General features: G+C 59.4%; 23 protein-coding genes. 16 read left to right on the top strand and 7 right to left on the bottom strand.

The window, feature by feature from the left end:
* Nucleotides 1-4 precede the first annotated feature (4 nt).
* The 10 genes from HDF09_RS07235 to moaC all read left to right on the top strand — a co-directional run bounded on the left by HDF09_RS07235 (nt 5) and on the right by moaC (nt 9,183).
* The gene (locus HDF09_RS07235) at nt 5-1,297 is read left to right on the top strand and encodes a 3-deoxy-D-manno-octulosonic acid transferase (RefSeq protein ID WP_183766087.1); all 1,293 of its coding nucleotides are present in this window, start codon (nt 5-7) and stop codon (nt 1,295-1,297) included.
* On the top strand, nt 1,294-2,322 hold the full coding sequence (lpxK, locus tag HDF09_RS07240) for a tetraacyldisaccharide 4'-kinase (protein ID WP_183763996.1): 1,029 nt from the start codon (nt 1,294-1,296) through the stop codon (nt 2,320-2,322). The genes HDF09_RS07235 and lpxK overlap by 4 nt, the downstream gene beginning before the upstream one ends.
* Nucleotides 2,323-2,360: 38 nt before the next feature.
* Nucleotides 2,361-3,512, top strand: coding sequence for a glycosyltransferase family 9 protein (locus HDF09_RS07245; RefSeq protein ID WP_260181006.1), 1,152 nt, complete (start codon nt 2,361-2,363; stop codon nt 3,510-3,512).
* Nucleotides 3,509-4,084, top strand: a complete 576-nt coding sequence (locus HDF09_RS07250) for a methyltransferase family protein (RefSeq protein WP_183763999.1) — start codon at nt 3,509-3,511, stop codon at nt 4,082-4,084. The genes HDF09_RS07245 and HDF09_RS07250 overlap by 4 nt, the downstream gene beginning before the upstream one ends.
* A gap of 99 nt (nt 4,085-4,183) precedes the next feature.
* Nucleotides 4,184-4,963 (top strand): DUF3108 domain-containing protein, encoded by a 780-nt coding sequence (locus HDF09_RS07255; RefSeq protein WP_183764002.1) that lies wholly within the window; start codon nt 4,184-4,186, stop codon nt 4,961-4,963.
* 19 nt (nt 4,964-4,982) lie between these two features.
* Nucleotides 4,983-5,315: a putative signal transducing protein gene (locus tag HDF09_RS07260; RefSeq protein ID WP_183764006.1), complete on the top strand. Its 333-nt coding sequence runs from the start codon at nt 4,983-4,985 to the stop codon at nt 5,313-5,315.
* Complete coding sequence (queC, locus tag HDF09_RS07265) at nt 5,305-5,997, top strand: 7-cyano-7-deazaguanine synthase QueC (protein ID WP_183764009.1); 693 nt, start codon at nt 5,305-5,307, stop codon at nt 5,995-5,997. The genes HDF09_RS07260 and queC overlap by 11 nt, the downstream gene beginning before the upstream one ends.
* Nucleotides 5,998-6,090: 93 nt before the next feature.
* Nucleotides 6,091-7,284: a tetratricopeptide repeat protein gene (locus HDF09_RS07270; RefSeq protein WP_183764012.1), complete on the top strand. Its 1,194-nt coding sequence runs from the start codon at nt 6,091-6,093 to the stop codon at nt 7,282-7,284.
* A gap of 90 nt (nt 7,285-7,374) precedes the next feature.
* Nucleotides 7,375-8,610: a molybdopterin molybdotransferase MoeA gene (locus HDF09_RS07275; RefSeq protein WP_183764015.1), complete on the top strand. Its 1,236-nt coding sequence runs from the start codon at nt 7,375-7,377 to the stop codon at nt 8,608-8,610.
* Nucleotides 8,611-8,619: 9 nt separating this feature from the next.
* On the top strand, nt 8,620-9,183 hold the full coding sequence (gene moaC, locus HDF09_RS07280) for a cyclic pyranopterin monophosphate synthase MoaC (protein WP_260181007.1): 564 nt from the start codon (nt 8,620-8,622) through the stop codon (nt 9,181-9,183).
* Between the two features lies 1 nt (nt 9,184).
* Here moaC and egtD read toward each other — a convergent pair whose 3' ends face one another.
* Complete coding sequence (egtD, locus tag HDF09_RS07285; protein ID WP_183764018.1) at nt 9,185-10,219, bottom strand: L-histidine N(alpha)-methyltransferase; 1,035 nt, start codon at nt 10,217-10,219, stop codon at nt 9,185-9,187.
* Nucleotides 10,220-10,430: 211 nt separating this feature from the next.
* Nucleotides 10,431-12,182, bottom strand: coding sequence for an alpha/beta hydrolase (locus tag HDF09_RS07290; RefSeq protein ID WP_260181008.1), 1,752 nt, complete (start codon nt 12,180-12,182; stop codon nt 10,431-10,433).
* Nucleotides 12,183-12,329: 147 nt separating this feature from the next.
* Here HDF09_RS07290 and HDF09_RS07295 point away from each other — a divergent pair, with 147 nt between their 5' ends.
* On the top strand, nt 12,330-15,167 hold the full coding sequence (locus HDF09_RS07295; protein ID WP_183764021.1) for a M16 family metallopeptidase: 2,838 nt from the start codon (nt 12,330-12,332) through the stop codon (nt 15,165-15,167).
* A 465-nt stretch (nt 15,168-15,632) separates the two neighbouring features.
* Here the strand turns inward: HDF09_RS07295 and sucD are convergent, their stop codons facing one another.
* Together sucD and sucC are read right to left on the bottom strand one after the other, a co-directional pair.
* Nucleotides 15,633-16,508 (bottom strand): succinate--CoA ligase subunit alpha, encoded by an 876-nt coding sequence (gene sucD, locus HDF09_RS07300; RefSeq protein WP_183764023.1) that lies wholly within the window; start codon nt 16,506-16,508, stop codon nt 15,633-15,635.
* The gene (gene sucC / locus HDF09_RS07305) at nt 16,508-17,686 is read right to left on the bottom strand and encodes an ADP-forming succinate--CoA ligase subunit beta (protein WP_183764026.1); all 1,179 of its coding nucleotides are present in this window, start codon (nt 17,684-17,686) and stop codon (nt 16,508-16,510) included. Before sucC ends, sucD begins: the two co-directional genes overlap by 1 nt.
* 265 nt (nt 17,687-17,951) lie before the next feature.
* On the opposite strand from sucC, the gene HDF09_RS07310 reads away from it, so the two are divergent.
* Nucleotides 17,952-19,565: a B12-binding domain-containing radical SAM protein gene (locus HDF09_RS07310; RefSeq protein ID WP_183764029.1), complete on the top strand. Its 1,614-nt coding sequence runs from the start codon at nt 17,952-17,954 to the stop codon at nt 19,563-19,565.
* A 47-nt stretch (nt 19,566-19,612) separates the two neighbouring features.
* Here the strand turns inward: HDF09_RS07310 and HDF09_RS07315 are convergent, their stop codons facing one another.
* Nucleotides 19,613-20,422: a hypothetical protein gene (locus HDF09_RS07315; RefSeq protein WP_183764033.1), complete on the bottom strand. Its 810-nt coding sequence runs from the start codon at nt 20,420-20,422 to the stop codon at nt 19,613-19,615.
* 1 nt (nt 20,423) lies between these two features.
* Nucleotides 20,424-20,756: a hypothetical protein gene (locus tag HDF09_RS07320; RefSeq protein WP_183764036.1), complete on the bottom strand. Its 333-nt coding sequence runs from the start codon at nt 20,754-20,756 to the stop codon at nt 20,424-20,426.
* Between the two features lie 205 nt (nt 20,757-20,961).
* Here HDF09_RS07320 and trpD point away from each other — a divergent pair, with 205 nt between their 5' ends.
* From trpD to HDF09_RS07335, 3 genes are all read left to right on the top strand, one after another.
* Entirely contained in the window at nt 20,962-22,020 is a 1,059-nt protein-coding gene (gene trpD, locus HDF09_RS07325) for an anthranilate phosphoribosyltransferase (protein WP_183764039.1), read from the top strand.
* 25 nt (nt 22,021-22,045) lie between these two features.
* A complete protein-coding gene (locus tag HDF09_RS07330; RefSeq protein WP_260181009.1) occupies nt 22,046-22,399 on the top strand; it encodes an L-rhamnose mutarotase in 354 nt (117 codons plus the stop codon).
* Nucleotides 22,400-22,461: 62 nt separating this feature from the next.
* Complete coding sequence (locus HDF09_RS07335; protein ID WP_183764042.1) at nt 22,462-22,821, top strand: YbjQ family protein; 360 nt, start codon at nt 22,462-22,464, stop codon at nt 22,819-22,821.
* A gap of 42 nt (nt 22,822-22,863) precedes the next feature.
* Here HDF09_RS07335 and HDF09_RS07340 read toward each other — a convergent pair whose 3' ends face one another.
* Nucleotides 22,864-23,955, bottom strand: coding sequence for a class I SAM-dependent methyltransferase (locus tag HDF09_RS07340; RefSeq protein WP_183764046.1), 1,092 nt, complete (start codon nt 23,953-23,955; stop codon nt 22,864-22,866).
* A 224-nt stretch (nt 23,956-24,179) separates the two neighbouring features.
* On the opposite strand from HDF09_RS07340, the gene HDF09_RS07345 reads away from it, so the two are divergent.
* On the top strand, nt 24,180-24,605 hold the full coding sequence (locus HDF09_RS07345) for a VOC family protein (RefSeq protein ID WP_183764049.1): 426 nt from the start codon (nt 24,180-24,182) through the stop codon (nt 24,603-24,605).
* Nucleotides 24,606-24,698: the final 93 nt, after the last annotated feature.

Raw genomic sequence — 24,698 nt, forward strand, 5'->3', positions numbered from 1 at the left:
GATGATGGTGGTCTATAGCGCGTTGCTGGTAGCCGTGCTGGCGGTGGGCGCTCCCTACTGGCTGGTGCGGATGGCAACCAGCGGGCGATACCGAGCAGGACTACGAGGAAGGCTGGGACTTGTACCGCAGAGCTTGCAAGCGGCGGTCGCCGGGCGAAGCGTTATTTGGGTGCATGCCGTAAGCGTGGGTGAGGTAATGGCCGCAACCCGGTTGATACGCGAACTGAACGTGAGGCTGCCGGGTTCGCTAGTGGCGGTTTCGACGACCACGGAAACAGGTCAGAGGCTTGCAAAGGAGAGACTGCCCGATTCGCCCGTGTTCTATCTGCCACTGGATCTCAAATCTCCCGTAAGGAGGTATCTGCGCGTGCTGAGACCACAGATGCTGGTGCTTATGGAGAGTGAGCTGTGGCCGCGGCTCATCGCCGAGTGCACCAAAGATGGAACTCCGGTCGTAGTAGTAAATGCGCGGATCTCGGATCGTTCGTTTCCCCGCTACATGCGACTGCGGCGTCTTTGGCGACCATTCCTGGAGATGATCTCCTTCTTCCTCGCACAGAGTACCGAGACCGCTGACAGGTTGATAAAAATCGGCGCTCCCCAGACGCGCGTTCGTGTGACTGGGAATCTTAAGTATGACGTGCAGACAAGAACCGACAACGAGATGACGAAACGGATCGCGTCGATACTGTCCGGGACCACACTGATCGTCGCGGGGAGCACACTTGCCGACGAAGAGGAGACGCTTCTCGCTGCGTGGCCTGTGATCCGGCAGGCTGTTCCAGATGCAGCGCTACTCATAGCCCCACGCCATACCGATCGTTTCGATGAGGTCTTACAGTTGATTCGAAAAAATGGACCCCCGTTCGTTCGATGCAGCGAACTCATGCAGAACGCTGAGCCCATTGTCGGCGGAACAATTCTCTTTCTAGACACAATAGGAGACCTTGCATCGGTTTACGCCCTGGCGTCCGTAGCCTTCGTCGGGGGGAGCCTGGTTCCCCGAGGCGGACATAACCCGCTGGAGCCCGCACAGTTTGGCGTGCCGGTCGTCATGGGACCTTCCTTTGAGAACTTTCGTGAGATCGTTGAGACCATGCAAAGGGAAGACGCGATTCGTATCGTAGCCAGGGAGAGGCTTACTGAGACGTTGATCGAAATGTTGCGTCAGAAAGACGACTCGCAGGCACTTGGGGAGCGCGGCAGAGCGGTATTTCAATCTCAGTCAGGATCGACGGCGCAAACGGCACAGGCTATCGTCTCGCTGTTGGAGGAGAAGGTGGAGACCGCGCGATGAGCGTGCGACGGCCATGGCTGCTTCCGCTGGCTCCCCTCTACGGTGCTGCGCTTGCGTTGAAGAAGCAACTTTTTGCATGGGGCTGGTTGAAGCGCAGCCACCTCGAGAGCACCGTGATCAGCGTGGGCAGCGTCTCAGCGGGCGGCGCAGGCAAAACGCCTTTTGTGTTGATGTTGGCTGGTATTCTGCGCCATCGCGGCTACGCGGTGCGAATCCTTACACGAGGCTACAAACGCAGCTCGGAGATGGTCGCAAGGGTCGAACCGTTCGATGACGCCCGCTGGCATGGCGATGAACCCGTCCTGCTGGCACAGCGCTCCGGAGTGCCGGTGTATGTGGGAGCAGACCGCTATCAGGCTGGCGTGATGGCCGAGCAGGGCGAGCCCTCGGAGAAACTCGTCGTTCATCTGCTGGACGACGGATTTCAACACCGGCGCCTCGCCCGCGACATAGACATCGTTTTGCTAACGCAGGAGGATGTCGACGACACGCTGCTGCCGGCCGGGAACCTGAGAGAACCGCTCGAGACCATATCGCAGGCGGACGTAGTGGTTCTCCGCGAGGAGGAGGCAGACTCTCTTAGAAGCGTAGTCAACGGATTGAGCGAGGCGAAGAACAAGCCTTCGATCTGGACCATTCGCCGGATGCTCAGCCTGGGCGAGGGCGGCGAGGTAGCTCTGCCCACGATGCCGCTTGCCTTCTGCGGAATTGCAAGACCCGAAAACTTTATCCGAATGCTCGCGGCACAGGGTTATGAGGCCGTAAAGACAGTGGCGTTCGAAGATCACCATGCTTACGACGAGGACGATATCGCGCATTTGATGCAGCAAGCGCGCGCAGTCGAAGCGAATGGATTTGTGACCACTGAGAAGGACGCCGTGAAGCTGACACCTATCCTGCGAGACAGGCTCGAGACGGTGGGACCCATTGTGGTCGCGCGTCTCTGTGTGGAGCTGCTGGACGAGAAGCAGTCGCTGGAGCAGTTAGTAACGATGGTGGGAAGACTGGATCGCCGCCGCCACTAGAATCATTAGGGATCGGACCCGCATGAGAAAATGATGCCTTGGCCACCGAACTCAAGCCCTCTCCCTCGCTCAGTGTCGCAACCCATGCGTCTGCTTATTCGCGAAGCGTCCTGATCGTACGGATTGGTGCGATGGGAGATGTGCTCCACGCGATGCCTGCCGTCGCTGCACTACGGCAACAGCACCCCGAATGGGTTATCGGCTGGGCGATCGAGCCGGCCTGGAGTGGACTGCTGCAGTCCTCAATCGACTTCAACCGTATCCCCCAAAAAGCCGGACGCAGCGACAGGAAACCATTGGTCGACCGATGGCACTCTGTACCGACCAGAGCCTGGAGCAAGGACCCCTTCGCTCTATCCACGCTGGCGGAGATCAAGATGACGCGTCGCGAGCTCCGAATGGCCCGGTATGACCTCTGTGTCGACATGCAGGGTTCCATCAAGTCAGCATTCGTCGGGCGAATGGCCGCCGCACCAGTATTCGCTGGTCCGGAGAACCCGCGGGAGACACCCGCGCGCTGGCTCTATACCCAACGAATACCAACCACCGCGACCCATGTAGTCGAGCAGGGATGTGAGTTGCTCAGCGCTGCCGTGGGAGAAACTCTGAGACCAGCGGCCGTGACGCTTCCGGTAGACCCGAAGGCGGAGCTATGGTGCAACAGACTTCTGGCTCAAATATCCCTGACCGGAGAAAGATTTGCGTTCCTCGCGCCCACTGCCGGCTGGGGGGCCAAGCAATGGCCCCCGGAGCGATACGGTGCCGTCGCTGCCGCCCTGGGCCACGCCGGATATCATTCGCTGGTCAACGAAGCTCCAGGCCATCGATTCGCAGATGCCGTCGTCAACGCAAGTGAAGGTTTTGCAACCGCCGTTCCCTGCTCCATCGAGCAGATGATCGCTCTCCAACGCCGAGCCGGTGTAGTGATAGCCGGAGACACCGGACCACTGCATCTGGCAGCCACGTTGGAGCGGCCAGTAGTCGGTTTATACGGCCCCACCGATCCCTTCCGGAACGGCCCCTACATGCCCGACAGTTCAAAGGTACGAGTGTTGCGCCACGAGTCCAGCCGGACAGACCACTCCCGCCACAGGGAGACGGAGACGGGGCTTATGCAGATCTCGACGGAAGAGGTAGTAGAAGCAGCGCTCGAGCTGCTTCGCGATGGACAGGATAAGGTAAGACTGTGAGCGAACGAACGACATGGCAGAAAATCGCACGGCGGATTCGCGTCCCGCTGGGATTCGTCTTTGCCGCAGTATTTCTGTGGCTGGCCAGACCGACCGGGAAGACTATGCTGCTGAGCCTCCTGCTGGTAGTGCCGGGCGTATGGCTCCGAGCCTACGCGGCGGGGTACGTGCGCAAGAACGCCGAACTGACCTTCACCGGCCCCTACGCCTACACGCGAAATCCTCTCTACCTGGGCTCGATGCTGATCGCCTTCGGATTCGCAGCAGCGGCAGGCAGCTGGGTGATCCTGATTGCGCTGACCACGCTCTTCGCCGCCATCTACATCCCCACCATCCAGAGCGAGGAAGCCTATCTGCGAGAGCACTTTGCAGGCTTCGACGACTACTCCGCCAAGGTGCCCCGCCTGTTGCCGCGACTGACCCCGGCGACGTTTCCCGCCAATCAGAACGCCAGCGGCGGCAGGTTCTCCTGGCAGCAGTGGCAGCACCACCGCGAGTACAATGCTCTAATGGGTGCTGGCGCGATCTATCTGGCGCTGGCGGTCCGGCTTTTTCTCCATCCCCGTGGGTAATGGAGATATCTGAGGCTGGGGCAGCCCACAAACTTCAACTCGTGAGAGTGCTGCCCTTTGCTGAAGCCGGAACGGTCTTTTCTTGCATTTTTCTTACTGATGTTGTGTTCCACGGGTTCGCTAACGGCGAGAGCGCAGCTTCTAGGGTTAGGGCCCAAGCCGACGCCGACTCCTGTTGTCATTCCAACGCTGCAGCCTCCGCAGCCCGGTTTCACCTTCCCCGAGAAGCAAACCCTGACCTTTACCGTGGACTGGCGCGTCTTTACGGCCGGCACCGCGGTCTTTCAGCTCGAGCAACAGGGGACAGTGCAAAAGATTGCGGCCACCGCCGACTCAACCGGTGCCGTAACCATGCTCTTCCCCGTTATAGATAAGTTCCAGGCCGGATTCGACACGAAGACCGGCTGCTCCACCGGCTTCACCAAACAGCTTCAGGAGGGACGGCGCAAGGTCTCCAGCGAGTTGAGTTTCGACTACTCCCAGGGCAAGCAGAAGCAGATCGAAAAGAACCTCGTAAGGGGCACGTCGAAGGAGCAGGTAGCCTCGATTCCAGCCTGCGTAACCGACTCCCTCTCCGCGATCTTCTACGCCGCATCCCAGCCCATGGCGGTCGGTCAAAGCATCCGATTTCCCCTGGCAGACTCGATGCGCACCGTGACCGTGGCGATGAAGGTCGAGTCCAAAGAAGAGATCAAAACCCCCGCAGGAACCTTCCAGACCCTCAAAGTAGAGCCAACCGCGGATGAGGGCATCGTAAAAAATCGCGGACACATCTGGGTCTGGTACACCGACGACGCGCGCCACATGCCCGTGCAGATTCAGGCTCGACTGTTTTGGGGAACGATCACCTTCCACCTCCAGTCGTACGATACGAAATAAGAAGAAAGACGGCTTTTTGATGACAGATCCGACAGATCCGACAGATCCAAAGCACGATGCAGCATTAGATCCAGACAGAGATCCCGACAAGTTCGTGACCGTAGGCAAGTTTCTCGAGCCCGTGAACGCCCAGATGGCGAAGGGGCTGCTCGAGTCGGCGGGAATCGAGTGTTTTCTACAAGGCGAGAACGCGAACAGCCTGCTGGCACTGGCGTTTCGAGCGCGTCTGCTGGTGCACAAGCAGGACGAAGAAACCGCACGCGAGATTCTCGGCGAATCCGTTGGCGAGTTGACAGGAGATGATCTGACCCCGGCGGAACAGCACGAGCTCGAGGCGGGCGATGACGACTGAACCGAGCCGCCCCCGGGCCGTACTCTGCCTGTCAGGCGGAATGGACTCCTCCGTCTGCGCCGCACTCGCTGCCCGGGACTACGACGTCTTCGCCGTCCACTTCAGCTACGGCCAGAGGACCGAAGCGCGCGAGTTGCACTCCGCCCAGGAGGTTGCCCGCATCATAGGAGTGAAAGAGCTGCTCCATCTGAAGATCGATCTGTTTCGCCGGATCGGAGGATCTGCGCTCACCGATACCTCAATCGCCGTGCCCATCGCGGCAGACGAAGCGGCAATCGGAAACGAAGTCCCCGTCACCTACGTTCCCTTCCGCAACGCGCATTTTCTCTCCGCCGCCGTAAGCTGGGCCGAGGTTCTAGGCGCAGAAAAAGTCTTTATCGGCGCAGTCGAGCAGGATAGTTCGGGATACCCCGACTGCCGCCCGGCGTACTACGAGGCGTTCAACCAACTCATCCGGATGGGCACCAAAGACGGACAGATCCAGGTCGTCACGCCGCTGATCCAGATGCGCAAGAGTCAGATCGTCCGGTTGGGAGTTGAACTCGGTGCACCGTTCCATGTAAGTTGGTCATGCTATTCCGGCGAGACCGAAGCCTGTGGCGTGTGCGAGAGCTGCGTTCTGCGACTGCGGGCATTTCGCGAGGCCGGAGCGGTCGATCCCATACCCTATGCGGTCGCGTGACCGTTGCATTTTGCATCAAAATTTTGAGGAAGCAGCAGTCGTTTTTCAACGAAGACTTTCGCCCGCACCCATGGGCCAGGAGAAGACAATAGCATGAAACGTATCGGATGGAAGATAAGCACCCTGGCAGCCGCTCTGCTGGTAGTCCTGGCGATGGCAACGCCTGCCCTCTTGAAAGCCCAGGCAGCGCCCCCCGCCGGAACCTCGAGCATCCACGGCCACATTCTCAATCCTGCGGGATTCCCTCTTACAAAAGGTGAGGTCCGCCTGTCGACCGATAGAACCTCTGAGGCCAAAGATCGAAAGTATCTCTACACCTTTCCGATCGACGCCAACGGAGACTACAAAGGCTCAGGAATTGTAGCCGGGAACTACATCGTCTTCGTCTTCCAGGACGACAAGAGCCTCGACTTCAACGAAAATGTTCCCATCGCCAAAGAGGAAGACAAGCTGGTGAACTTCGACATGTCCCGCCCGGAGTACCTCAGCAAGATGACTCCGGAAGAGCGCAAGCAGATCGAAGAATACAAGAAGAAAAACTCTGAAGTGAGTGCCACCAACGCGAAGATTCAGAATCTGAATGCGCTGCTCACTCAGGCGCGCGCGGATAACAAGGCGGGCAACTACGATTCAGCCATTACCGCCATGAAGCAGGCCACTGACACCAAGCCAGACGAGGGCATCCTCTGGGTTACCCTGGGCGACGCACAGCTTGGCAGCGGAGAAACCGCCGCAAAAGCAGCCAAATCAGCCGGCACCTCGCCCACCGATCCGGCGATCTTGCAGAAGTACACCGATGCAGCAACCTCCTATAAAAAGGCTGCCGATCTAAACGCAGCCTCCAAGAAGCCGAACCCCGAGACCGCCGGTGTGGCTTACAACCAGCTGGGACAGGCCGAGGCCAAACTGGGCGACGCCAAAGCTTCCTCCGACGCCTATGAACAGGCCGCCAAGGCCCAACCGGAAAAGGCAGGCATGTACTACTTCAACGAAGCCGCAACCCTCTACAACTCAGGCAAACTCCCTGAAGCAAGCGCTGCCGCCGACAAGGCTATCGCAGCCGACCCCAAGAAGGCCGATGCTTATTACATCAAGGGTCAGGCGCTCATTCCGCAGGCTACAGTCGATCCCAAAACCCAGAAGATCGTAGCCCCACCGGGATGCATCGAAGCCTATCAGCAGTACCTCGAATTGGCTCCAGATGGTGCCCACGCCGCCGACGTGAAGGGTATCCTCGAAGGCATCGGTGCACCGATCAAGTCGACCTTCAAGGCTGGAAAGAAGTAGTCTTTCAAACAGCAGAAGGCCCCGGGCGACACTGCTCGGGGCCTTTTTGTTTGTCCCGCTTACAGTCAAGCTCATAGGCAAGGAGAGACGATGCAGCCAGCGGCCGCAGTTCTAGGTTTCGATCAAGCTCTGGCGATGGTGCTGCAACACGCAACGGCTGTGCCGCGTCCGCCGAGCGAATCACTTGCGCTCCTTGATTGCGGGAATCGCGTCCTAGCCAAACCCGTTCTGGCGGACCGCGATCAGCCGCCGTTCCACCGATCGACCCGGGATGGATTCGCCCTGCGGGCGTCCGACACACCCCGCCCGCTCAAGGTAGTAGGCCAGGTAAGGGCCGGCGAACAGTGGCAGGGCAGCACGCTCGAACCCAACGCCGCAATTGAAATCATGACTGGCGCACCGATTCCTGAAGGTGCCGATGCCGTCGTGATGATCGAGCACGTTGAACGCGACCAAGGCTCGATCCGCCTGCTCGCCGGACGAACGATTCGAAGCGGAGAGAACATCGTTCCCCAGGGAAGCGAGGCTCGTGCCGGCCAAACCGTATTGGCCCCCGGCTCCCCAATCGAGGGCGCAGAAATCGCACTCGCCGCCTCGTGCGGATACTCAGAGCTACAAGTATTTCGCAAGCCGAAGGTAGCGATCGTCGCAACCGGAGACGAGCTGGTAGACCTGACCGCAACGCCCGCCCCCCAGCAGATCAGAAACTCAAACAGCTACGGTCTGGCCGAGTTGATCCGGCGCGCAGGAGGAGAACCGATACAGCTCCCCATTGCACCGGACCGGCGACCCGAGCTGGAACAAACCATCCGCGCCGCGCGCCGTTGCGACCTTATGCTTCTCTCCGGTGGCGTCTCCATGGGCAAATACGATCTCGTGGAGGAGGTTCTACAAGCTCTCGGCGCAGAGTTTTTCTTCACCGGCGTCAGGATGCAGCCCGGCAAGCCCCTCGTCCTCGGCCGCCTGCCAGCCGAGAGCAACCTGCCTCCACAATTTTTCTTCGGACTGCCCGGCAACCCAGTCTCCACCCAGGTAACCTTCCATTGCTTCGTCGAGCCGATGCTGCGTGCCATGGCCGGAGCAGGCGTGCAACAGCCCCGCTTTCTTCAGGCAACGCTGGCGGAAGACGTCGCTGGAAAGGCCGGCCTGATGCGTGTTCTCCCCGCCAGATGGACCTCCGACCGCATTCGCCCAGAAGTAAGACTCGTAGCATGGCAGGGATCGGGCGACCTCGCCGCTAACGCCCGGGCAAACTGCTACGCCGTGCTCCCGCCCGACAAAGATCACTTCGCAGCCGGGGATGTCATCACGATTCTCCTGCGGTAGGCTTGTGAGATGGACGACGTAGACTACACCTCCGAACAGCTGATGGACGACGACCCGGAACCGCTAGGCAACGATGCGGACTTCCCTCCCCTGGCCCCCGTGCCGCTGCATCTCTCGCACTACGATCAAGCGGGCGAAGCGCACATGGTCGACGTCGGCGAGAAAACGCTGACGCGACGCGAGGCAGTCGCAGCAGCATTCGTCGAGCTCTCCCCCGCAGTGCTCAAGGCGTTGCCGCAAAACCCCAAAGGCAATCCGCTGGAGGTAGCACGGTTCGCAGGAATTCAAGCGGCAAAGCAAACCTCCAACCTGATTCCGATGTGTCATCAAATCGCGCTGAGCTTCGTAGACATACAAACAAAGATCGTCGAAGGCGGCGTCGCGATCGAAGCCACAGCAGCAACAACAGCCGGAACAGGTGTCGAGATGGAGGCCATGGTGGCCGCCTCCATCGCAGCGCTGACGGTCTACGACATGACCAAAGCGCTCGACAAAGGAATTCGAATTCGCGAGGTGGGGTTGATACGCAAGAGCGGTGGCAAGAGCGGCGAATACCGGCGCGAAAGCCCCTAAGTCAAACCGCAGTCGCCAGCGTCACCGCGAACAGATGTTGCGGGTCCTCCCAGGACTTCATCTTCCTGAACTTCGCCGATGCCAGCAGAGCGTCCACTGCAGCCGAGGTAAATTTGTAACTGTTTTCGGTATGAATACTTTCGCCACGCGCAAAGTCAACCGTGAACGCCCGACCGCTGGAGTTCACGGGAATATGCACGCGCTGAGCGATCAGCGACTCCAGATGCATCTCGATGCGTGACTCTGCAGGGTTCCAACAAGCACGGTGGCGAAAGTTTGCCGGCACAAAATCAGCGCCAAGATCGCGGTTGAGCCTGGTAAGCACATTCAAATTGAAAGCCGCAGTCACTCCAGCAGCATCATCGTACGCGGCAAGCAGCGTGGCCACCGTCTTATTGGCGACAGGGCCACCATTGGGCGCAAGGTCCGTGCCAAGCAAGAGAGTGTCCCCGGGAAGCAGTTGAGCGCGAAGATTACGAAGAACATCCCTCGCATCCTCCGGCATGAAGTTACCGATACTCGAGCCGATGTAAAGCGCCAGCGTCCGCGTATCGGGCAGACGATTGAGCGGAAGCGCCTCGCGAGTATAGTCGGTAACCTGCGAGCGAACGGTAACGCCAGGAATGTTCGAAAGGATATTTTCACTCGCCTCTGCAAGGGCGGTCTCGGAGACATCCACAGGTTGATAGACCACACTCCCCTGCTGCCGAACGGCCTCGGCCAGGAGTATGCCCGTTTTGGTTGCCGTTCCAGCGCCCAGCTCGATCAGGGTAAGTTTTCCGCTGGGCCCCTGCCCAAGCGCAGCCTCGCTCAGAATCTCGCTGGCATTAGCCGCGAAGATGCTTCGCTCAGTCCGAGTCAGATAATACTCCGGCAGCTCCGTAATCTGTTCGAAGAGATGCGACCCAGCCTCGTCATAAAAGAGCCAGGGGGAAAGGGTCTTCGGTGTGGCGGACAGGCCCGTGCGTGCTTCGTACGCCACAGCATCAATAGTACTAATCAGCGGTTCGTCTGGCGCGAAGGTCGTTGATGGCACGTCTAGTCCCCTGAAGATCGATAGCTGAGTGGAAGGCGCACAAGCGTCGAAACCCCACCGCTGTGGAAGTTGGATGCATCTGCGAGGAATTCTGTGCAACTTAATCTTTACAAAAGAAGATTCTGCGCAGCCAAAATCGGGAGAAAGACAAGACAATCCCGCCTATTTGCAACAGTCAAAAGTCTTTATTGCGAGGAGCCCAGCTCCGCTTCTAGTATCTCCAGCTCGTCACATCCGCGCCCGCAGGAGCCGTCTTCGCGATCCGATCCATGATCTTCGGCAGGTACATCGTGTTGTAGTGCAGCCGCGACAGAGCATTCGGCAGCGTTGGATCCCCATTCCAGCAGTGCTCCGCCCTGGGCCCATAGAGCACCTCGCCGTCATAAGGCACACCATGCCCAGGCGTGCCAGTCGTCTTCAGAAAATCCTCCATCAGATAAACCGCGTCATTCAAAAAATAAGTGTCGTCACTACCCACATACAGATGGATCTTTCCCTGCAGCTTCGGGCCCAGGGTCTCCCAGTCCCGCTGCAACTTCGCGTTCAGGTCGTAGTGCTCCTTCCAGTACTCCGCGACCTTATGATCGATCGCCCCGGTCTCTTTGTCGAAGATAGGCTCCGGATATCCATCCTTCCCCTGCGGCGAATACACCGCTTGCCAGATATCGAACTGCTCGCCCGACCGTCCGCGATCGCCCAGCGCCGCCTCATACGCAATGTTGTCCCTCATCGAGATCAGCGTATGCCCCAGATAATCCCGCATCGCCGGCTGCTCCACCCGCTTGTTCGCGCCTTGCAGATAAAACATATTCTCGTCTTTATAAAGATCCCGCGTCATATACGCATGAAAGTCCACCGGATCAGGACAAGCCACAAAAGCCCCGTTGTAGTGGTCCGGATAGAAGATCTGCACCGCCAGCGACTCCCATCCGCCCGTCGAGCCGCCATACATAAACCGCGCCCAGCTCTGTCCAATCCCGCGAAACTGCTTCTCCACCACAGGAACCAGCTCCGTCTCAATCGCATCGCCATAGGGCCCCAGGTTCGCAGAGTTCACCGCATACGAGTCGTCGTAGTACGGATTCGCATGTTGAATCTTCATAACTAAAACGCGTGGAAACTTCGGACTGATCCACTGTTGATACTCCTTGTAAGCCTCCTCCTGCTGAATCCGGTTGTACCCCGCAAGATGAAACCGCTCCGAATAGTCTGGCTTCAAATTCGGATCAGGCGGCGTCGTCCGAAAATCATCGAAGCCCGTCACAAAATGATCATGGAAGATCATCAGCGGATAATGCGCCTCCGCATGTTCGTCGAACCCCTCCGGCACCAGCACCACCGCACTCAAATACGTCGGCGTCCCCCAGAACTTCGTCAGCAGCGCACTCTGAATCCGTATATGCCGAACATATTTTGTATCCGCTTCAGGCACAATTGGCGGAATCACCTGGTCCAACGAAATCGCAATCGGCGCACCGTCCCTTCCCACGCGCACCTTCACGGGCTTGCTGTACAAATTCCCCGGTGCCAGATTCCAGTGCTTTCCTTCGCCCCGGTCCGGCGACAGTTTGATCGTCTTTCCATCCGCGCGGTGAAACGTCTCATACACATCCAACACCGCCTGCACCGTGTACTCGCCCGCCGGAACATCCTTCAGACTTCCAATCGGATATCCCGCAGCCTTATCGTCAACCGCAACGCTCTGTCCGGGCTTCAGCCCATCCACGGTCACGCCAAACATCATCTGGCTCCGCGGCGTATCGTCGATCTGCATCCGAGGCTCGTCTGACGGATCATTCGACAACAGCAGCAGAACTCGCCCATCCAGCGGCTTCGCCGACCGCGCAGCAGGAAAAGACACCGAAACCGCCTGAACACCGGTCTGAGCACTGCCAATCTCAGAGTTCAAACACAGAAAGGCAGCAGCCAGCATGACGACGGGAGCAATCGAAGGAAGACGCATTGCGGAAGTATACAAACCCTGAGAGCAGCTGCACGGCAATATCTTCCGGGCCAGCCAGCCATCAAATTGGTATCATCCTTTCACCGTTTCTATCCGAGTACGCAGGCACTCTCTAAAAGACCTGGCCGGGCCCTCCGTGGAGAAAAGATGACACCTCTGTTTGCGTTCAAGAAAATCGCCGCAGCGACACTTCTATGCGGCCTTGCATCTGCCTCGATGGCCTTCGCCGCAAATGATCTTCCGGCAGCCAAGCCGCTGAAGCTCCCCGAACTCAAGTACGAGAAGTACACCCTGCCCAACGGCCTCGTCATCCTCACCCACGAAGACCATCGCCTCCCCCTCGTCGCCATCGACCTCTGGTACCACGTCGGTCCGCTCAACGAGCGCGCCGGCCGCACCGGCTTCGCCCACCTCTTCGAGCACATGATGTTCGAAGGCTCCGAGCACGTCGGCGAAAAAGCCCACTTCAAATATCTCGAAGGCGCCGGCGCCACCGACATCAACGGCACCACCGACTTCGATCGCACCAACTACTTCGAGACCCTCCCCAGCAATCAGCTCGAGCTCGGCCTCTGGCTCGAAAGCGACCGTATGGGCTTCCTCCTCGAAGGCCTCGATCGCGTCAAGCTCACCAACCAGCGCGACGTCGTCCGCAACGAGCGCCGCCAGGGCGAAGGCACTCCCTACGCGCTCGCCGACGAGCAGGCCTACCACATGCTCTTCCCGCATGAGCACCCCTACTACGCCTCCGTCATCGGCTCCCACGCCGACATCGAAGCCGCCCGTATCAACGACATCCGCGACTTTCACCAGCACTTCTACACCCCCAACAACGCCAGCATCGCCATCGCCGGCGACTTCGATCCCGCAAAGCTGAAAGCTCTCCTCACCAAATACTTTGGCCCCATCCCGCAAGGTCCCGCAGTCGAACCCGTCACCGTCAAAACCCCGCCCATCACCACGCAGAAACGCGCGACTGTCACCGACTCCGTCCAACTCCCGCGCCTGTCTGTAGCCTGGCTCACCCCTCCAGTCTTCACTCCCGGCGACGCCGAAACCGACCTCCTCGTCCATATCCTCGGCGGAGGCAAGGCCAGCCGCCTCTACCGCAAGCTCGTCTACGAACAACAAGTTGCCCAGACCGTAACCTGCAATCTCAACGCCCTCAAGCTAGGCTCCATCGCCGACTGTGACATCACCGCCAAACCCGGCGTCTCGCTCGACACCCTCGAAGCCGCCCTCTGGAAAGAAGTAGCCAGCCTCCAATCCGACGGACCCACTCAAGCCGAACTCGACCGCGCCCGCACCGTCGACGTCACCGCCAAGATCACCGGCCTCCAGCGCCTCGGTGGCTTCGGCGGCGTAGCCGACACCCTCGATCGCTACAACCAGTTCCTCGACGACCCCGGCTACCTCCCCAAAGACATCGCCCGCTACCAGGCCGCAACCGTCGCCTCCGTCAAGCAGGCCGCCACGCAGTACCTCGGTAAAGATCAAAGCGTCGTCGTCAACTGCGTCCCCGGCAAAAAAGTAGTCGACGACGTCCCCCGCAGCCCCGACAACACCGACGCCGACGTCAAGCTCACCGCCCCCTACACCGCGCAGTTCGAAGACCAGCAGAACTGGCGCAAAACCGCACCCGCACCCGGCCCCACCACCGCCTTCCACCTCCCGGTCCCTAAAACCTTCACGCTAGCCAACGGCCTCCAGGTCTATCTCCTCGAAGATCACTCCCTGCCCGTCTACAGCGCCGCAGTTGTAGCCCGCGCCGGCAGCGAGTCCGACTCCACCGCCAAAGCTGGCCTCGCCGGCTTCACCGCCCGCCTCCTCACCGAAGGCACCACCCAGCGCTCCGCCACCACACTCGCCGACAACGCCGAGCAGATCGGCACCACCCTCACCTCCACCGCCGACGTCGACAGCGCCAACGCCAGCCTCAGCGCCCTCAGCAACAACACCGAAGCCGGCCTCGACCTCCTCTCCGATGTCATCGAGCATCCCGCCTTCGCACCCGAAGAAGTCGAACGCATCCGCAAGCAGCGCCTCGTCGCCATTCTCCAGGAAGGCGACCAGCCCGTAGCCTCCGTCCTCCGCGTTGGCTTCCGCACCCTCTACGGCGACCACCCCTACGGCATTCGCTCCATTGGTAACACCGACGGTATCAAATCCATCACCCGCGACGACATCGCCACCTTCTGGCAGGCCCACTACGGCCCCAAAGACTCCGCGCTCGTCCTCGCCGGCGACGTCAACGAGTCCGAGGTCAAACACCTCGCCGACAAGTATTTCGCCCCCTGGTCCGCCTCCGCAGCCACAGCCACCGCCGTCCCCCCCGCCCCAGCCCCACCCGGCCTCAAGATCGTCATCGTCGACAAGCCCGGCGCACCGCAAACCGCGCTCTACGCCATCGGCCTCGGCCTTCCCCGCACCACGCCCGACTACCCCGCCGTCATGATCATGAACAACGTCCTCGGCGGCCTCTTCGCCAGCCGCATCAACATGAACCTCCGCGAAGAACACGGCTACACCTACGGCGCCAGCTCAGGCTTCATGATGTACCGCACCGGAGGACCCTTCTACAGCGGAGCGCAAGTCCGCACCGACGTCACCGCCCCCGCCGCCAAACAGCTCATGCTCGAACTCAACCGCATCCGCACCGAACCACCCACCGAAGCCGAGCTCAAGCTCGCAAAGGACTCTCTCCTCCACTCCCTCCCCGGCGACTTTGAAACCACCAAAGCCTCCGTCGGCGGCCTCCGTCAAATCTTCATCTACAGTCTCCCAACCGACTACTTCGCCAAGCTACCCGCCCGCTTCGAAGCCGTCACCCCCGCCGAAGTCGCCAAAGCCGCCCAAACCGACGTCCATCCCGACCAGCTCATCCTGATGGCCGTAGGCGACCGTGCAAAAATCGAGCCCGGCCTGAAGGAACTCAACCTCGGCCCAATCGAGTACCGAGACACCACCGGCAACATCATCAAATAACTTCAACCAGTCAAACGCAGCAAAGGGCCGCAGAAGATCATTCTCCGGCCTCTTTTTCCCCACCCCTGACTTCGTCATCTCGACCGAAGCTGCTCACAGTCTCATCGTGAGCAGCGCAGTGGAGAGATCCCCGTATTTTGCAGTTGCAGTTGCAGTTGCGTTTGCCTTTGCCTTTGCCTCTAGGTACCCCAAGGCTTCAGCCTTGGGTCTCTAAATCAACAGCAGCAGAAGGGGCTTTAGCCCCTGGGGTATGCCGTCTCCTCCCTGCCACATCTGCAATCGCAAACGAAGACGCTAAGCCTTCCCGAGCACCCGAGCCATAGCCTCACCCACAGCCTATTCCGTAGCCTCACCACGACTCGTTCTTGCTGTCATCCTGAGCGCAGCGAAGGATCCCGAAGAACTTCGCTCACCCAAACCGACCGAACCTTTTACTCACCTTCAGCCGTTTCCTCGCCAGTCAGTTCAAGCCTTCCCCAGCACCCGAGCCATAGCCTCGCCAATCTCCGCCGGAGACTTCACCACCGTAATCCCAGCCTCCGTCATAGCCTTCATCTTCTCCGCAGCCGTCCCCTCACCGCCAGAGATGATCGCGCCAGCATGCCCCATCCGTCGTCCCGGAGGAGCCGTCTGCCCAGCAATAAACCCAACCACCGGCTTCTTCACGTGCTCTTTGATGTACTTCGCCGCAGCCTCTTCCGCCGACCCGCCGATCTCCCCAATCATGATGATCGCCTCAGTCTCCGGATCCTCATTCAGCAGCTTCAGCGCATCGATATGAGTCGTCCCAATAATCGGATCGCCCCCAATCCCAATCGCCGTCGACTGCCCAATCCCCCGCGTCGTCAACTGGTACACCGCCTCATACGTCAGCGTGCCCGACTTCGAAACGATCCCCACCGAGCCTTCCTTATGAATCCGCCCCGGCATAATCCCAACCTTAGCCTTCCCCGGCGAAATAACCCCCGGACAGTTAGGCCCAATCAGACGCGTCTTCGTCCCTCTCACAAACTCCCACGTCTTCACCATGTCCAGCACAGGAATCCCCTCAGTGATACAAATCACCAGCGGCACCCCGGCAGCCGAAGCCTCCAGAATCCCATCCGCAGCAAACGGCGGCGGCACAAAGATCACCGAAACATTCGCCCCCGTCTCCTTCACCGCCTCTTCGACGGTGTTGAACACCGGCCAACCTTCATGCGTGGTCCCACCCTTACCCGGCGTCACCCCACCCACAACCGTCGTCCCATACTCCGCGCAGCCCTTAGCGTGAAAAGTCCCCTCACGCCCCGTAATCCCCTGCACAATCAGCCGCGTATTCTTATCAACCAAAACCGCCATTACTTGCCACCTTTCGCAGCAGCCACAGCCAAATCCGCGGCTTCCTTCATCGTCTGCCCCACCTGAAAGTTCAATCCCGAATCCGCCAGAATCTTCCGGCCCTCTTCCACGTTCGTGCCTTCCAGCCGAAGAATGATCGGTATCTTCACGCCCAGCTTCTTCGCGGCATTCACCACGCCCTGAGCCAGCACATCCACCCGCAAAATCCCACCAAAAATATTGATGAAGATAGCCTTCACATTCGGATCGCTCAACAGAATCCCGAACGCATTCTCAATCTGCTCCTGGTTCGCACCACCACCGACATCAAGAAAGTTCGCCGCACTCCCACCCGCATACTGAATGATGTCCATCGTCGCCATCGCCAGCCCGGCGCCATTCACCATGCACGCAATCGTGCCATCCAGCTTGATGTAGTTCAGCGCAAACTTGCTCGCCTCAACCTCCAGCGGATCTTCCTCCGCCAGATCACGAAGCTCCTTCAGATCTTTATGCCGAAACATCGCATTGTCGTCAAAATTAATCTTGCAATCCAGCGCCAGCAGCTTGTCATCCTTCGTCGTAATAAAAGGATTGATCTCCATCAGCGTCGAGTCCGTCTCCACAAACGCCTTGTACAAGCCCGTCATAAACTTCACAGCGTCATTGATCTGCGTCGTCTTCAATCCCAGCTTGAACGCCAGCTTCCGCGCCTGGTACGGCGCAAACCCCACCGCCGGATCGATGTACTCCTTATAGATCAGCTCCGGAGTAGCATGCGCCACCTCTTCAATCTCCATCCCACCCGACTGCGAAGCCATAAACACCACCTTCGCCGAAGCCCGGTCCAGCACCAACCCCAGGTAAAGCTCCCGCTCAATCGCAGACCCTTCTTCAATCAGCAGCCGCTGCACCTTCTGACCGGCAGGCCCCGTCTGGTGCGTCACCAGCTGCATCCCCAGAATCGCCTTCGACGCCGCATTCGCCTCTTCAAGCGTCCGCGCCAGCTTCACGCCGCCGCCCTTGCCCCGCCCACCGGCATGAATCTGCGCCTTCACCACCACAACCTTGTTCCCCGCGCCAAACAGACTCTTCGCAGCAGTGTCCGCCTGCTCCAGCGTGGTCGCCATCTCGCCGCCCGGAACCGGCACACTGTACTTCCGCAGAATCTCTTTCGCCTGATACTCGTGAATTTTCATGGATACCTTCGAAATTACGCTCGCGCGAGAAGTGTAGCGGACTCCAACAACCGCCCGCAATCACAATCTCGCACAACCGTGCGGTTACCGCCCGCACTTTAACCCGTAACCTTAAGGTTCTCTTCATCTTGCCTCTGTATGATGGACGACATTAGTCCGGCGGGAATCTTCCCGGCCAGCACTCACCGCCCAGCCGCAGCTCCGCGTTGATTCGTTCCAGTCTCAAACACTCTGTGAAACCACCGTACCTAGCAAGGTTGGATTCTTGAGTGTTCATCTCGTAAATCCCAGCGACAACTCTTTTGGGACCGCTGTAATCACACCCCGTTGGCTCTTCGTCCTCGCCGCCGCCACACCCTCCCTCGCAGGCGACCCCATCCTCATCGACGAATCCATCGAACAAATCATCCCCGACTCCATCCAGTCCGGCGACATCGTCGGCATCAGCGTCCACACCGGCAACGCCCTCCGCGGCTACGAGGTCGGCCGCATCGCCCGCGAACGCGGAGCCTGGGTCATCTACGGCGGCATCCACGCCACCCTCTTCCCCGAAGAAGCATTCGAGCGCGGCGAAGCCCACGCCGTAGTCAAAGGCGACGGCGACATAGCCTGGGGCAAAGCCGTCACCGACATCCTCTCCGGCGCTCAACCCGAAAAGATCTACGAAGGCGGCCGCATCAGCGGCACCGACTTCCTCGCCGCCCGCTGGGATCTCATGCCCCGCGACAAGTACATGTGGGCCTCCGTTCAGACCATCCGTGGCTGCCCCAAGCACTGCTCCTTCTGCAGCGTCTGGCGCACCGACGGCCAGCAGCCCCGTCAGCGCCCCCACCAGTCCGTCATCGACGAGATCGTCAATCTCCGCCAGATTGGCTTCCGCTTCATCGCCCTCGCCGACGACAACTTCTACCCCGTCACCCTCACCGACCTACGCCTCGCCCGCGAACAAAACAATGAAGCCAAGCTCGCCGAACTCACCGCCATCCGCGCCGAACGCTTCCTCCTCATGGCCGAACTCGCCAAGCTCCCCAAAGACATGGTCTTTTTTACCCAGATCACCATGGAAGCCGGCGAAGACGGCGAATACCTCGACGCCATGCGCAAGGCCAACATCAAAGGCGCGCTCGTAGGCGTAGAGGCCGTCACCCCCGAAGGCCTCAAGGCCGTCTTCAAAGACTTCAACTACTCGGGCGTTGCTCTCGCAAACCAGCTCCAGACCTTCAAGAAGCACGGCGTCCACGTCCTCGGCTCCTTCATCTTCGGCCTCCCCACCGACAAGCCCGCCACCTTCGACGCCACCGTCGAGATGGCCCTCAAAGCCGGCGTCACCTTCGCCCAATTTGTCATGATGACGCCCTTCCCCGGCACCGTCGACTTCAACCGCTGGGAAATAGAACAAGCCAAAGCTCCCGAAGTCGTCGCAACACCGACCGGCGACATCCCCATCACCCGCTACTGGCTCATCCCCACCGCCATCCGCCCCAAGATGTTCACCCCTCACCCTACGATGAGCTCGCTGGAAATCAGCCAGCGCACGCAAAAAGTCTGGGACCGCTTCTACGATTGGTCCTCCATCTGGGAGCGCTCCGCCTGCACACCCACACTCCGCGCACGCGTAGCCTTCATGTTCCTCTCCAAGCTCTACCGCCAGATGTACGCCGGCACCGGCATCTCCACCGACAGCGCGCGCCGCAAAAAATCCAAAACCTGGGCCCGCTGGACCGCCAAGCAATGCCGCAAACTCTTCGCCGCCAGACCCATGCCCGAACTCCAATCCCCAGCATGGGAGCACGCCTTCTCCTCGGCAAACCTCCGCCGCCCAGCCTTCCTCGGCCCCCAGGAGAATCCGTCACCCTTCACCGTCATCACAAAGCTGTAGCGGGTCGTTGGTTAGCGAGTCAGCGAGTTGACGGGGTTACCACGATTTTATCGACCATCCGGCATAAATCTTAAATTTACTGTTCCATATTTGCCTTCGTATCTATCGCCAAAATAACCGATCTCTTCAATCCCGATCTCTTCCGGTTTCCATCCTGAAGAGATAGCTTTTTGCTTTGCTGCCTCCCATTGTTTCTTGTCATGCTCTCTGTAGAATTTCCAAAACACGTCGGGCGGAAGAACATCAAGAGTAAGTCTGGTCGTGCCGAACCTGTAATCAGTGTCAAATTCTTTAACGATCCCACTCTGTTCCAGGTCTTTTCGTTTTTCTTTTAGCCATGTATCGTTCACTTCGATTCCAAGGTGATAGCCCCCTTTGCCTGTCCTGAAAAAGAATCTAGGAGACCAAGGAAAATACGCACCTGAGAATTGCACAAAATCTAACGGCACCTCAATCATTGTCTGCGTGGTGTAGTAATCCCATCCAGTCCAGTGAACGACGTTATCGCCATTCGGATCTACCGATAGCACCACTCCGCGAATGCCATGAACCGCGAAAGAAAGGCCGTCCCATGGTTTACGGGCGACATCCTCTGAAACGAGTTGTTTCCATTTTTCATCAGTAATTAGGCCCAAATCGATCAGCATTGACGCTATATGAGGATTCAGGTCAATTATGTGCGGCGTGAAATGAGAGATATCTACCTTGTTTGATGAAGACCATGGCAGATAAAGGGGTAGAAATATGGCGATTGACAAGCCCGTCAACCAATTCAAGCCACCTAAATAGTGCATGACAGATAGAGCTATCGCGTACTTGGAAGCCATTTTTGTAATGGCCCAAACGAGGCTTTTCATGTTAGCGAGCCTCAACGATATCGAACTTAGATTCCCTGTCATCCACTTTTAGAGAGTAGTGCGAACAGGTTTTACCTGTGATCACTTCTTTGAGAGATACCAGCATTCCGTCTTTATAGTCAGCAGGATCTGGCTTTTTTCTATCGAACGCAGTGGTACTCAGCAGTAGAAGCAGCGCAAAAGCTTTCATGCTCTCAAGCCTAGCAGCAGAATAAAGCGCCGAATTACAACTTACGCAGTAAACCAACCATCTTTCGCGGTGGTTTTCTATGGAGATTCGATGCCTATCAGCTCGCTGCAAACACCAGCCAGTCAGCAGATCAATAAGCGTCATCCAGCCAGCTAGAGCGAGTCCAATGGAGGAGGCATTCCATTTCCCGTTTTTTGGCAGTCTTCACCCTGAACGCAGTAAAGTATCCCCTACATTTGCACTTACTCCTTTCTAGCAAGCAACACCTGCCTCAATTCCGCTGCCCCGCTGACTTGCTAACTTGCTAACTGCTGACTCGCTGCCCCATCCACCTGCTACGCTTAAACCGATGCCGCCCCAGCCCCATCTCAAGCAGATCCTCGAAGCCCGTTCCACCCTCACCCGCGAACAAGCCCGCGACCTCATGCAGCAGATCCTCTCCGGCCAGCTCACCGACCTCGAGATCGCCGCCCTCCTCGGAGCTCTCGCAGCCCGCGGCGAAACCGCCTCCGAGATCGCCGGCTTTGTCGACGTCATGCGCACCGCCGTCACCCCCATCCCCCTCACCGACGCCGAGCGGAAGAATCTAGTCGACACCTGCGGCACCGGCGGAGACGCCAGCGGCACCTTCAACATCTCCACCGCCGCCGCCCTCGTCGCCGCCGCCACCCCCGACGCAAACCTGATGGTCGCCAAACACGGCAACCGCGCCATCACCTCGCAGACCGGCTCAGCCGACGTCCTCGAAGCCCTCGGCATCCCCGTCGACCTCACCCCAGACCAAGCCGCGACCACCCTCCGCACCCACCACTTCGCCTTCCTCCACGCTCCCAGCCTGCACCCTGCGATGAAGGCCGTCATGCCCGTCCGCCGCGCCCTCGGAGTCCGCACCGTCTTCAATATCCTCGGCCCCCTCACCAATCCCGCCGGAGCCTCCGCGCAGGTCATGGGCGTCTACTCCGCGCATCTCGTCCCCATCGTCGCCGAAGCCATGTGCCTCCTCGGCACCCATCACGCCTTCGTCGTCCACGGCAGCACCCTCCGCGAAAAGGGTCCTGCCGGGAGCCCAGACGGGAGTTTAGACGAGATCTCCATCAGCGGCCCCACCCAACTAGCCGAAGTCCACCACGGCGCCATCACCATCGCCACCATCACCCCCGAAGACCTCGGCCTCCAGCGCTCCCCCATCGAGACCCTTCAGGGCGGCGACGCGCAGACCAACGCCGCCATCCTCACCGCCATCTTCTCCGGCGAGCAAGGCCCCCGCCGCGACATCGTCCTGCTCAACGCCGCCGCCGTCCTCGTCGCCGCAGACCTCGCCCTCGACCTCCCCAACGGCATCGCCCTCGCCGCCAAAAACATTGACTCAGGAGCCGTTACCAGACTCATCGCCAACCTCCGCACCTGAATCAAGCAGCCAACAAGAGAAACCCATGACCAACCCTATGAACCCAGAACACCCCACCAAACAAAGAGTCTGCTTCCTCCTCCAGGTAAAGCCCGACCGCCTCCACGAGTACCGCCGCCGCCACGCCGCCGTCTGGCCCGACATGATCGCCGCCCTCCAGCGCACCGGCTGGCACAACTACTCCCTCTTCCTCACGCCCAGCGGCCAGCTCATCGGCTACCTCGAAACCAACGACTTCCAGCTGGCCCAAACCAGAATGCGCTACGAACCCATCAACGCCCTCTGGCAGTCCGAGATGAAGGACTTCTTCGTCCAGACCACCAGCAAAGACCCCGACCAGCTCATGTCCCCCCTCGACGAAGTCTTCCACATCGATTAGCCGCCGGAACCAAACCACCCCCCAACCCGTATCTTCTCCAGCAAGTCAGGAGCCTGCTCCAAATGTCGACCTACCCGCCGCCCGCAAACTCCATCAACCCGGCCTTCGTCACCTCTGCCCTCGAGCTCCCCGGCTACCGCATCGTCCAGAACCTCGGCATCGTCCGCGGCATCGTCGTCCGCTCGCGCAACATCGTTGCCACGATCGGTGCCGGCCTCCAGACCATCGTCGGCGGCGACATCACTCTCTTCACTGAACTCTGCGAGAAGACCCGCCAGGACTCCTACGCCATGATGAGCCTCCACGCCGCCCAGCTAGGAGCCAACGCCGTCATCGCCTTCCGCTACGACGCCAACGAGCTCATGAAAGGAGTCACCGAAGTCCTCGCCTACGGAACCGCCGTTGTCGTAGAAAAGCAGTAAAGAAAAGCAATAGACAAAGCAGTAAAGCCGCCAGCCTCCCCATCAACCTCGCGTTTCAAACACCATGTTGAACGGCGTCTCCGCAGCCTTCCGAAAGTGCGTAAGCCCTCCCTCCCGCACCACCTTCTCGATCCTCGTCGGCCCCGCCTGCGCTCCCAGTCCCAGCCCAACCTCCTGCGCCAGTGAGCAAGGCACGCAGACCGTCGCAGAAGCGGAGTAGAAGATACGCCCCACCGGATTATGATTCGCCGCCGCATCGTCATTGGCAAACGGCTCCACAATCATCCACGTCCCACCCGCCGCCAGCGTCGTCTTCACATGCTTCGCCGCCCCAACCGGATCGCCCATGTCGTGCAAACAATCGAAGAAAGCCACCAGGTCGTAGTCCTTCCCCGGAAAAGCCTTCGCAGAAGCCACCTCAAACGTCACTCGATCCGCGAGCCCCGCCGCCTCTGCCTTCGCCCGAGCCTTCTCTATCGACGGCCCATGATAATCAAACCCGAAGAACTTCGAAGCCGGATAAGACTTCGCCATCAGCAGCGTCGAAGCTCCATGTCCGCAGCCGATATCCGCCACCCGCGCCCCCGCCTTCAGTTTCGCCTCCACTCCCTCCAGCGCAGGAATCCAGTTCGCCACCAGATTCGCAAGATAGGTCGGTCGAAAGAACCGCTCACACCCTTCAAACAGCCCCTTCTCATGCTCGTGCCAACCCATCCCCTTGCCCGTGCGATAGATCTCCGTCAGCTTCTCTTCATCCTTCATCAGCGAGGCCAGCATGTGATAAAACCCCGGTAGATGCACCGGCGTATCGTCCAGCGCCAGCACCAGCGCCTGCTCCGGTGTCAGAAAGAACGCGCCCCTGGCAGCGTCAAACTCCACAAGCTTCCCAGCCGCATTCGCATTCAGCCACTCGCGCACATAACGCTCCGCAGTGCCCGTCTTCTTCGCCAACTCCGCCGGAGTCACCGGCTCTCCATCCCCCATCGCGCGATAGAGTCCCAGCTTGTCCCCAATCAAAATCACCGGGGCCTGCATCGCCGCACCCATATCCTGAACCACCCGCCCCATAAGCGCATTCAACGCATCTGGATTGATCTCTCGCCCCGATGGGGCCGCCTGCTGTGTCGTAGCCATAGCAATCTCCTCGGAAAAATAATCGGGATCGCGACAGGCATCAATAAGTTGTGCGCAGGAGTCATCGAGAGCAAGCACACGACCGGCACCTATGCGCGCAGATCCCCGGGCCCACCAACTGGCCAAGAGCATACTCGGACCCATCCCCACCGTCAAACACGGCGCTCCCAACACGCATCCTTCAAATCCTGTGTATATACTCGTCTTCAAATCAAGGAGGCTTCATGGCTCGAGTCACCGGCATCGGCGGCATCTTCCTTCGCGCCCGCGATCCCAAAACCCTCTCCGCCTGGTACGCCAAACACCTCGGCATAACCCTCTCCGACTACGGCGGCGCCACCTTTCTTTGGACAGACGAGATTCCGGCCACCACCGGCAGCACCACATGGTCGCTCTTCCCCGAAGACACTCCGTACTTCGGCAAGGGCACCGACAAGGGCCCTCAACAAGCCATGGTCAACTACCGCGTCGACAATCTGGACGAGCTCCTCACCCAACTCGCCGCAGAAAACATCCCCATCGACCCCCACCGCGAGGACGCCGACTACGGCCGCTTCGCCTGGATCACCGACCCCGAAGGCAACCGCATCGAACTCTGGCAACCCCTCGCCGAAAAGGAAGCCGAAAAGAATGAAGAGCCTCCCGCATAACCTGCACCCCTACTGTTGTTTTTGATCTTGGTCTTGCTCTCTGTTTTGCTTAAGGGCACAGCTTCAGCCGCGCCGCAAGAACTTTGGTTGCAT

It is taken from the genome of Edaphobacter lichenicola, assembly GCF_014201315.1.
GTDB classification, from domain to species: domain Bacteria; phylum Acidobacteriota; class Terriglobia; order Terriglobales; family Acidobacteriaceae; genus Edaphobacter; species Edaphobacter lichenicola_B.

Excerpts from the sequence above, each read along its gene's own strand:
- HDF09_RS07235 (WP_183766087.1), top strand. The coding sequence starts at position 5 with ATGGTGGTCTATAGCGCGTTGCTGGTAGCCGTGCTGGCGGTGGGCGCT.
- lpxK (WP_183763996.1), top strand. The coding sequence starts at position 1,294 with ATGAGCGTGCGACGGCCATGGCTGCTTCCGCTGGCTCCCCTCTACGGT.
- HDF09_RS07255 (WP_183764002.1), top strand. The coding sequence starts at position 4,184 with ATGTTGTGTTCCACGGGTTCGCTAACGGCGAGAGCGCAGCTTCTAGGG.
- HDF09_RS07260 (WP_183764006.1), top strand. The coding sequence starts at position 4,983 with ATGACAGATCCGACAGATCCGACAGATCCAAAGCACGATGCAGCATTA.
- queC (WP_183764009.1), top strand. The coding sequence starts at position 5,305 with ATGACGACTGAACCGAGCCGCCCCCGGGCCGTACTCTGCCTGTCAGGC.
- HDF09_RS07270 (WP_183764012.1), top strand. The coding sequence starts at position 6,091 with ATGAAACGTATCGGATGGAAGATAAGCACCCTGGCAGCCGCTCTGCTG.
- HDF09_RS07275 (WP_183764015.1), top strand. The coding sequence starts at position 7,375 with ATGCAGCCAGCGGCCGCAGTTCTAGGTTTCGATCAAGCTCTGGCGATG.
- moaC (WP_260181007.1), top strand. The coding sequence starts at position 8,620 with ATGGACGACGTAGACTACACCTCCGAACAGCTGATGGACGACGACCCG.
- HDF09_RS07290 (WP_260181008.1), bottom strand. The coding sequence starts at position 12,182 with ATGCGTCTTCCTTCGATTGCTCCCGTCGTCATGCTGGCTGCTGCCTTT.
- HDF09_RS07295 (WP_183764021.1), top strand. The coding sequence starts at position 12,330 with ATGACACCTCTGTTTGCGTTCAAGAAAATCGCCGCAGCGACACTTCTA.
- sucD (WP_183764023.1), bottom strand. The coding sequence starts at position 16,508 with ATGGCGGTTTTGGTTGATAAGAATACGCGGCTGATTGTGCAGGGGATT.
- sucC (WP_183764026.1), bottom strand. The coding sequence starts at position 17,686 with ATGAAAATTCACGAGTATCAGGCGAAAGAGATTCTGCGGAAGTACAGT.
- HDF09_RS07315 (WP_183764033.1), bottom strand. The coding sequence starts at position 20,422 with ATGAAAAGCCTCGTTTGGGCCATTACAAAAATGGCTTCCAAGTACGCG.
- HDF09_RS07320 (WP_183764036.1), bottom strand. The coding sequence starts at position 20,756 with ATGACGCTTATTGATCTGCTGACTGGCTGGTGTTTGCAGCGAGCTGAT.
- trpD (WP_183764039.1), top strand. The coding sequence starts at position 20,962 with ATGCCGCCCCAGCCCCATCTCAAGCAGATCCTCGAAGCCCGTTCCACC.
- HDF09_RS07330 (WP_260181009.1), top strand. The coding sequence starts at position 22,046 with ATGACCAACCCTATGAACCCAGAACACCCCACCAAACAAAGAGTCTGC.
- HDF09_RS07335 (WP_183764042.1), top strand. The coding sequence starts at position 22,462 with ATGTCGACCTACCCGCCGCCCGCAAACTCCATCAACCCGGCCTTCGTC.
- HDF09_RS07340 (WP_183764046.1), bottom strand. The coding sequence starts at position 23,955 with ATGGCTACGACACAGCAGGCGGCCCCATCGGGGCGAGAGATCAATCCA.
- HDF09_RS07345 (WP_183764049.1), top strand. The coding sequence starts at position 24,180 with ATGGCTCGAGTCACCGGCATCGGCGGCATCTTCCTTCGCGCCCGCGAT.